This window comes from Cyanobium sp. BA20m-p-22, assembly GCF_024346275.1.
GTDB lineage: Bacteria > Cyanobacteriota > Cyanobacteriia > PCC-6307 > Cyanobiaceae > Cyanobium_A.
This window is the reverse complement of sequence record NZ_JAGQCQ010000188.1, coordinates 1-7,298: the sequence shown is the minus strand read 5'-3', so window position 1 is coordinate 7,298 and position 7,298 is coordinate 1. Positions and strand designations below refer to the sequence as shown.

Annotated in this window: 9 protein-coding genes; 6 read left to right on the top strand and 3 right to left on the bottom strand. The window is 58.6% G+C overall.

Annotated features, from left to right (window positions below):
* The 6 genes from KBZ15_RS14915 to ndk form a co-directional block, all read left to right on the top strand.
* Positions 1-490, top strand: a 490-nt coding sequence (locus KBZ15_RS14915) for an adenylate/guanylate cyclase domain-containing protein (protein ID WP_255015988.1), incomplete at its 5' end; no start/stop codon positions are given.
* 415 nt (positions 491-905) lie between these two features.
* The gene (locus KBZ15_RS14910) at positions 906-1,448 is read left to right on the top strand and encodes an ATP-binding protein (RefSeq protein WP_396123502.1); all 543 of its coding nucleotides are present in this window, start codon (positions 906-908) and stop codon (positions 1,446-1,448) included.
* Positions 1,445-1,852: a DUF4143 domain-containing protein gene (locus KBZ15_RS14905; RefSeq protein WP_255015986.1), complete on the top strand. Its 408-nt coding sequence runs from the start codon at positions 1,445-1,447 to the stop codon at positions 1,850-1,852. Before KBZ15_RS14910 ends, KBZ15_RS14905 begins: the two co-directional genes overlap by 4 nt.
* Positions 1,846-2,157: a type II toxin-antitoxin system Phd/YefM family antitoxin gene (locus KBZ15_RS14900; RefSeq protein WP_255015985.1), complete on the top strand. Its 312-nt coding sequence runs from the start codon at positions 1,846-1,848 to the stop codon at positions 2,155-2,157. The genes KBZ15_RS14905 and KBZ15_RS14900 overlap by 7 nt, the downstream gene beginning before the upstream one ends.
* Before the next feature lie 2 nt (positions 2,158-2,159).
* A complete protein-coding gene (locus KBZ15_RS14895; protein ID WP_255015984.1) occupies positions 2,160-2,591 on the top strand; it encodes a putative toxin-antitoxin system toxin component, PIN family in 432 nt (143 codons plus the stop codon).
* Positions 2,592-2,694: 103 nt separating this feature from the next.
* Complete coding sequence (gene ndk / locus KBZ15_RS14890) at positions 2,695-3,153, top strand: nucleoside-diphosphate kinase (RefSeq protein ID WP_255015983.1); 459 nt, start codon at positions 2,695-2,697, stop codon at positions 3,151-3,153.
* A 93-nt stretch (positions 3,154-3,246) separates the two neighbouring features.
* Here the strand turns inward: ndk and KBZ15_RS14885 are convergent, their stop codons facing one another.
* Genes KBZ15_RS14885 through KBZ15_RS14875 form a run of 3 tightly spaced genes read right to left on the bottom strand, consistent with a single transcriptional unit; the run spans position 3,247 to position 6,754 of the window.
* Positions 3,247-4,431: a glycosyltransferase family 87 protein gene (locus KBZ15_RS14885; RefSeq protein ID WP_255015982.1), complete on the bottom strand. Its 1,185-nt coding sequence runs from the start codon at positions 4,429-4,431 to the stop codon at positions 3,247-3,249.
* Positions 4,432-4,440: 9 nt separating this feature from the next.
* The gene (locus tag KBZ15_RS14880) at positions 4,441-5,562 is read right to left on the bottom strand and encodes a glycosyltransferase family 2 protein (RefSeq protein WP_255015981.1); all 1,122 of its coding nucleotides are present in this window, start codon (positions 5,560-5,562) and stop codon (positions 4,441-4,443) included.
* Complete coding sequence (locus tag KBZ15_RS14875; protein WP_255015980.1) at positions 5,513-6,754, bottom strand: ABC transporter ATP-binding protein; 1,242 nt, start codon at positions 6,752-6,754, stop codon at positions 5,513-5,515. The genes KBZ15_RS14880 and KBZ15_RS14875 overlap by 50 nt, the downstream gene beginning before the upstream one ends.
* Positions 6,755-7,298: the final 544 nt, after the last annotated feature.

Below are 7,298 nucleotides of genomic sequence, written 5' to 3'. Positions count from 1 at the left end.
TTTGCTTTCCTTGCTCAACCGTTATTTCGAGGGCTTAGCCCAGGCGGTGATCGCTGAGCAGGGGTTGCTCGACAAGTTCATTGGCGATTCGTTGATGGCGGAGTTTGGCTTGCCCCGCAGCCGAGGCGAGGCGGCGGAGGCTCTAGCGGCGGTGCGGGCTGCCCAGGCGATGCAGCTCAGTTTGGAGCGGCTTAACCAGGAGCTGGAGCTTGCGGGCCAGCCGCCCCTTCGTCATGGCATTGGCATTCATGTGGGTGAGGTGGTAGCTGGCAATCTGGGCTCTTCTCAGCGCATGGAGTACACCGTGATTGGCTCTGCGGTAAATATCGCCAGCCGGCTTGAGGGCCTTACGCGCCAGTTTCCGGACCACAGCATTCTGATCAGCGCTGAGCTCCGCCAGTTGCTGCCTCCGGAGCTGGTGGCGGTGCCTTTAGGTAGCCATAACGTCAAGGGATGGCATGTGCCACTGGAGGTGTATGGATTGGGGTAGATAAACGCAGGAGTGCGCTTCAAAGGCGAGTGCAAGAAGCCAGTGTGCTGCTTGATGGTCAGATGAGTTATGGGTCGAGCGGATCCGGTTATCTGCTTTGCTCCCGATTGTGAGTTGCTTAGTCGGGGTTGTATGGCGGCAGCTGATTATAAGCGCTACTTGGCTGGGGATATAATTAAGGGCTTTTCCTTTCCTTTGCCAGTTGTCCAGGACCTAGCGTTATCCTTGAGCCTCAATGTGCCGGGGGCGAGTCAAATTCTGCTTTTGCTAAATGTCGGCGGCAACTGCGGCCCTCGGTTGCCCACCTACCATTCATGTGGTGAATGAATTTCATTCACCACATGAATTCTCTTCCCCGTCTGGTCAGCGGCGCCCTCGCCGATAGGTTCGCGGTGATGCCGTCGAAGTCGTCACGCTGGACGACTTCGACGTGCTCGATGCCGCCAGGCGCGATCCAGAGGCGCTGCTGGGCGGCCATGGGCCCACAACACTCGACGAGGTGCAGCGCGAGCCAGGTCTGCTCAGCGCCGTGAAGCGGGCCATCGATCGGAACCGCAGCGCTGGTCGCTTCCTGCTAACCGGTTCGGCGAATCTGCTCCTGATGCGGCAAGTTTCCGAATCGCTCGCCGGCCGCGCCAGTTATCTCACCCTCTGGCCGATGAAGGATGGCGCGACCTGCTGGCCGCCGGGGACGAGTACGAGGAGGATTGGCGTGCGCTGGCGTATCGGGGCGGCTTTCCCACACCGGCAATCGAGCTGGCCAGTCCGGCTCGCTGGCTACGTGCGCACTTATCTCGAGCGCGACCTGCAGGACCTCGCCACGATCAGCTCACTGCCGGATTTCCGCCGGCTGATGCAGGCGGCCTGCCTGCGCCTAGGGCAGCTCCTCAACCAGACCGAGCTGGGGCGCGACTTGGCGCTGCCGCAACCCACGGTGCACCGCTGGCCTATGCCGTGAATCGCACCAAGCGGCTGATCAAAGCCCCAAAGCTCTACTGGGGCGACACCGGCATCGCTCTGCATCTGGCCGGATCGCAACCGCAAGGTTCCCATCTCGAAAACCTGGTGCTGCAAGACCTGCTGGTGTGGCGCGACGCGCGCATCGCTCGGGCGGAGCTGGGGTACTGGCGCACGACAATCGGCGAGGAGGTGGATTTTGTTATTGAGGCAGGGAACAAGCTGCTGCCGATCGAACTCAAGGCGACGGGCTCGCCGCGGCTGGCGGTGTGCTGGCAGTGTCGTGGTGGCGAGTGCTCTGACCATGCCGTTACAAATCCAGTCGGTGGTCTGCGCCAGCCCGTACGTTGCCGCTGCAACGGCGCCATGAACGGCTTCGCCGCTTGCCAGGGCCGATCATGCTGACCATACTGACCGGATTGCTCTCACGTGTTGTAATGATCAGCGAAGCCAGTGCCGTGAGTTTCCGCCAGAACCTGGGCGACATGCTCAATCAGGTGCAGTACCGCCACGACAGCATCGTGATCAAGCGCGATGGCAAACCCGTAGCGGCCCTGGTGGATGCCCGTCTTTTTGAGCGGATCCGTCGCCTGCAGGCCCGTTTTGACGGCCTGTGTGAGCGCATCGAGGCGGGCTATGCCGAAGTGCCGGAAGCGGAGGGTCTGGCGGAGATTGATGTTGCCGTGGCTGCCAGCCGAGCCGGGCGCTGACAATGGCCAGTCTGGGCGTGGTGCTCGACACCAACGTGCTGCTCTCCGGCCTCGCTTACCCGGCCAGTGTCCCTGGCCGGCTTATCGCTGCCTGGCGCTTCGGGGCGCTGGATCTGGTTCTGTCGGATTTCATCCTTGCTGAGCTGCGCCGCACTCTGCCCAGGTTGGTCCACCGTCATGGACTGACGCTTCCTGCCATCGATGATTTGATCGACTCCCTGGCGATTTTGGCCGACCTGGTGGAGCCGGAGGTTGTGGCGGAGAGCGACCTGACGGATCGCAACGACTTGCCGGTGCTCGGCACCCTGGTGGCGGCTCTGCGGCTCGGCTCGGCCCAGGCCCTTGTGACGGGCGACAAAGCCCTGCTTGCTTTGCGGGATCGCTACCCCATTCGCACCCCCGCGGAGTTCTGGGCGGAGCATGGCGGTCCCTGAATGGCCCACAGCACGCCGGCCCTTAGTGGCCAGTGCCTTTTGGCGTGCTTGCCAAGCGGCGGGGCGGGCGCTCACGATGGGCTAGCTAGTTGTTTTGACCTTCATGGCCGCCGAACGCTCCTTCATCGCCATCAAGCCCGACGGGGTACAGCGGGGGCTGGTCGGCGAAATCCTCGGCCGCTTCGAGCGCAAGGGCTTCAAGCTGGTGGGCCTCAAGCAGCTCACCCCCAGCCGCGAGCTGGCCGAGAGCCACTACGGCGTGCACCGTGAGCGCCCCTTCTTCGCCGGCCTAGTGGACTTCATCACCTCCGGCCCGGTGGTGGCGATGGTGTGGGAGGGCGACGGGGTCATCGCCAGCGCCCGCAAGCTGATCGGCGCCACCAAGCCCCTCGAGGCCGAGCCCGGCACGATCCGCGGCGACCTGGCCGTGAACATCGGTCGCAATGTGATCCACGGCTCCGATGCCCCTGAAACCGCCGAGTTCGAGATCGGCCTCTGGTTCACCTCCGCCGAACTGAGCGACTGGACCCCGGCAGATCAGGTGTGGCGCCAAGAGGGCTGAGGCGGAGGGTGCTTCGAGTGGCTCTTGCAGCCTGGAGTTGCTAGCAAATTCAGCAATCGCTTCAATTGGTCACGGCGCGGCTGTGTCATCAATTTAGCCTTGATGATTTGGCAAGCTTTTTGATGAGCTGATTCGACACAATAAAGCAACACCTATTGCTGCCAAGATGAGCGTTGCTAGATTGTCTGAATTGGGGATGAGGTTCCAGAAACGCTGTGGCAGCCAAACAGTTGTAGCCATCAAGATGCATAATACAATGCTTAAATAATTTGTGTTCTTATATGCTTCTTTAAGGCAGGCTAATAATGCTGGAAATAGCACGATATGGTCGTACACTCGGTGATATACAGAGATGTATCCCACAATGGCGCAGAGGCCGGCTAAGTCCCATGGATTGCAATCTGCTGATCGCTCTGCTTGAACGATCAGTCGGTTTGCCAATGCCAGGGCTGCGATCGACGTTGTCACGATTATTGTCCAGAGAAAATGAGCAGGTATTCTGGGAGTTATAGATATTAGAAGCGCCAGGGTGTTGTTTGTGCCGGTGTCGACGAATTTTGAGAGCGTGCCAAGCCAGCTGCTCAGCATTGCCATAGGTGAGGTAGCCGTTATGGCAAGGGCTAATATTGATAGTGTAAGAAGCGCCCCAGAGCCAATGGCTAGCCCTGACAGCCGATTGCGCTTCATTAGCGGTATGGCAAAAAAAATAGCAATCTGTGGCTTAACCATAGCCATGGCCCAGTAGAGGCCGGCGATGACAGGGCGGTTTTCTTTAATGTTTACCCATTGAAGGCTTACAAGCCCCATACAGATAATCGTAAATTGACTGACGCTAAGGCAGAGGTTGTTGTTGGCAATGGCCAGCGGTGCTAAGGCACCTATTAAGCCAGCTTCCCTGCCCCAGGGGAGCAGACATTTTCGGCAGATGATTGATATCAAGAAGAGGCTGACCATGCTGCCTGCCCAGATCAGAAGTTTCCCCTGCCAAAATCCACCAGGGACAAATAGCAAGGCAAACATTGGGAGTGACCATGGGAGATAAACTGTTGTCCTGAAATAGGAAAGGCTCTTCGCCTGGAGATCGGCAAGGTCTGTTGCCGGATATATGCCCTGCTGGAACAGCCTCCATTCGTCATATCGCTCCCGTAGATCATTAAGAGAATTGAGGTGATCTGGTGTTAAGAATAGATTGGAGCTTCCACGCAAAATCGAATACACGGATGCTACGGCTAGCGAGCACACTAAAGCCTTTGGTAAATATTTGATTAGGATAGCCATGTGTGCAGATTAAATACGTAGCTTGCCGACCCATTTGCCTGCAGTAAATAAGTATACTCCAGCAAAAGTGAGGCTCGAGTATGCTAGGTAGAGAGTCAAAAGCCCTGTCCCGGCAAATGCCATTGGTGCACCTCCACGATCCAGAAGGAGTCCAATTAGTGCTCGATTAAGCAGGAGTAATCCTGTGATTGCAGACCCTGCGATGACCAATGAAAAGTGCCATAGATTGGGAATCAAAATCCCGAAGAGTGAAAATATTGTCACCAGACTCAGGCCCGCACTGATCCTTGCCGAGATGGAGAGATTCAGGATTGGGGGAATATTCCGCCTGCTCAGCAACAGCAGGCTCCAGGGGATGGCCCGTTGCTGAATATCCGTGCGCACCATCAGGCTGAGGGTCCAGCGCTTGTGATGGGTGCCCTGGATGGTGGGATCGAGCAGGATCTTGCCGCCGTCATCGTGCAGGCGCAGGCCAAACTCGATGTCTTCGATGCAGGGCTGGCGGTAGGCCTGGTCATCAAAGCCCCCCAGGGCCAGGAAGCGCTCGCGGCGCACGGCCCCGCAGCCGGCCCAGAAGGTGCAGGCAGGCCCTGGCTGGCTGGTGTGGGTGTGGTGGTGGAGGAGGTTGCGGAAGCGGCTCACCACGCCGGCCGCCGCCGGTCGGTCGTCGTAACTGCCGAAAAGGGCTTGCAGGCTTGGATCTGCGCCGAAGTGCTGCCGCACCCGTTCCACGGCGTCTGGATGGAGCTCCACATCCGCATCCACAAACAGCAGAACTTCGCTCCGGGCCTCCGTGGCGGCGAGGTTGCGGGCGGCGGCCGGACCGCTGCGCTGGCCGGTGTGGAGCACCGTGGCAGCGCTGGCCTCGAGCCAGGGGGGCAGCGCAGAGGGGGGGCCATCAAACACCACCAGCAGTTCATCGCTTGGCCCCAGGCCGGAGAGGGCTGCCTGCAGGCAACAGGCAAAGGGTTGGCCCCAGGTGATGGTGGGCATCACCAGGCTGATGGCTGGGGCGGTTGCTGGTGGATCCTGCTGGGCGGTCATGGCGGCCGGTTGGTCGAGCTGGTGGATCAGGTTGTGTTCAGGTTGGGGTGGTGGCCTTGCCGTGCTGGCGATTCCAGAGGGCGGCATAGGCCCCGCCTGCTGATAGCAGGTCATGGTGGTTGCCCCGCTCCACCACCCGGCCCGAATCGATCACCAGAATTAACTCGGCATCGCGAATCGAGCTGAGTCGATGGGCTACCGCCAGAACCGTGCGCCCGCTACCGAAGGCCTGAATCGCCTGATGTACCCGGGCTTCAAGATGGCTGTCTAGGGCACTGGTTGCCTCGTCGAGGATCAGGATTTCGGGTTGGCGCAGTATTGCCCGGGCCAGGGAAAGGCGCTGACGCTGACCACCGCTGAGGCGGTGGCCGTGTTCACCGATCACGGTGGCGTAGCCAGATGGCAATTGGCTGATGAATTCAGCGGCACAGGCAGCTTCTGCTGCTCTGTGGATGGCTGCATCGTTGGCATGGGCTCCGATGCCAAAGGCGATGTTGGCCGCAACCGTGTCATGAATAAGCAGCACGTCTTGACTCACCACACCGAGCTGGCGCTGCCAGCTTTCGATATTCAGAGTCTGTAGATTAACTCCATCAACCAGGATCGCTCCACTGGTTGGAGCCATCAGACCCACCAGCAAATCAATGATGCTGGACTTGCCAGCGCCCGATGCTCCTACCAGCGCTACCGAGGCATATTTCCCCACACTAAAGCTCACATTGGCCAGGGCTGGCTGCTCCTGCCCGGAATAACGTAGGCTTACATTTCTGAATTCAATTTGTTTATTGAGGCCTGGGAAAATACCGCCGCCTGATCGGCGAAAAACCTTATTGCGGGGGTCCAGCAGTTCATCGAGAGCAGCGAGGGTTGCACCATTCTCGATTAATTTAGTGCTGCTCTGCCCAAGTTTTATCAGCCTTACGTTGAGCCGTTGCAGCGCAAGCACGAAGGTTGCCAAGCTCGGGATCATCAGCTCTGATCGTCCACCGGTGAGCTGCCAGCTGAGCAGGCCGAGCAGCACGGCAGCCAGCATCGGCAAAACTTCAGCAATCGGTTCAAAGAGGCTGCGGATGTGGCTGAGTCGCTTGAGGCTGCGCTCGAGGCCAGCCATGCTTGCCTCGATGGCTAGCTCCGCATGGCGAATCGCCGCATTGCTGTGCAAAAGGCGCAGGATCTGGATATCTGCCGTAATTGCAGAGGCGGTGTCCTGACGTCGCCGTTCCGCTTCCTTTGAAGCTGAGCTGATCTTTGGGCGTAGCCATGCCTGGGTGGCGGCCATCGAAAAACCGAGCAGGCCGACCAGGAGTATCAGCCATGGCGAGATTAGGGTTAGGATTATAAGATAAATTAGTGTTAGGAGCCCGTTGCTGATCAGGGAGCTTTTCTCCTCGATTTCGATATTTATAGCCATTGGAGCCAGGCCGGCTAGATGGGCCAGATTGCCTGTCTGAAAGCCACTTGCGCAGGCAAAACTCAGGCTGAGTATGTATTGATGAATAATAGGTATTATTCGGGCTTGGCAGCTGGCTGAGATCCAGCCTGAAATTGTGCTGCTCATGTAGCGGCAAAAGCTCGATATCACCTGTAGGCCCAGCAACATCAATAAAAGCGTTATAAATGCCGTCTCCCGTCCCAGCCCTGCGGCCGGCAGCAGAAGGCTGGGCTGGGCGCCTGAGATCAGCCTGCCGAGGCTGAAAATAACTACCAAAACAGAGGCTTCGGCAAAGCCCAGGAGCAGGGTAATTAAAATGCTTAATGCTAAAAGTTTTTTTTGAGCCCTAACTGTTTGTCTGATTATCCAGGTTGTTGGTGCCGCTTCCTCC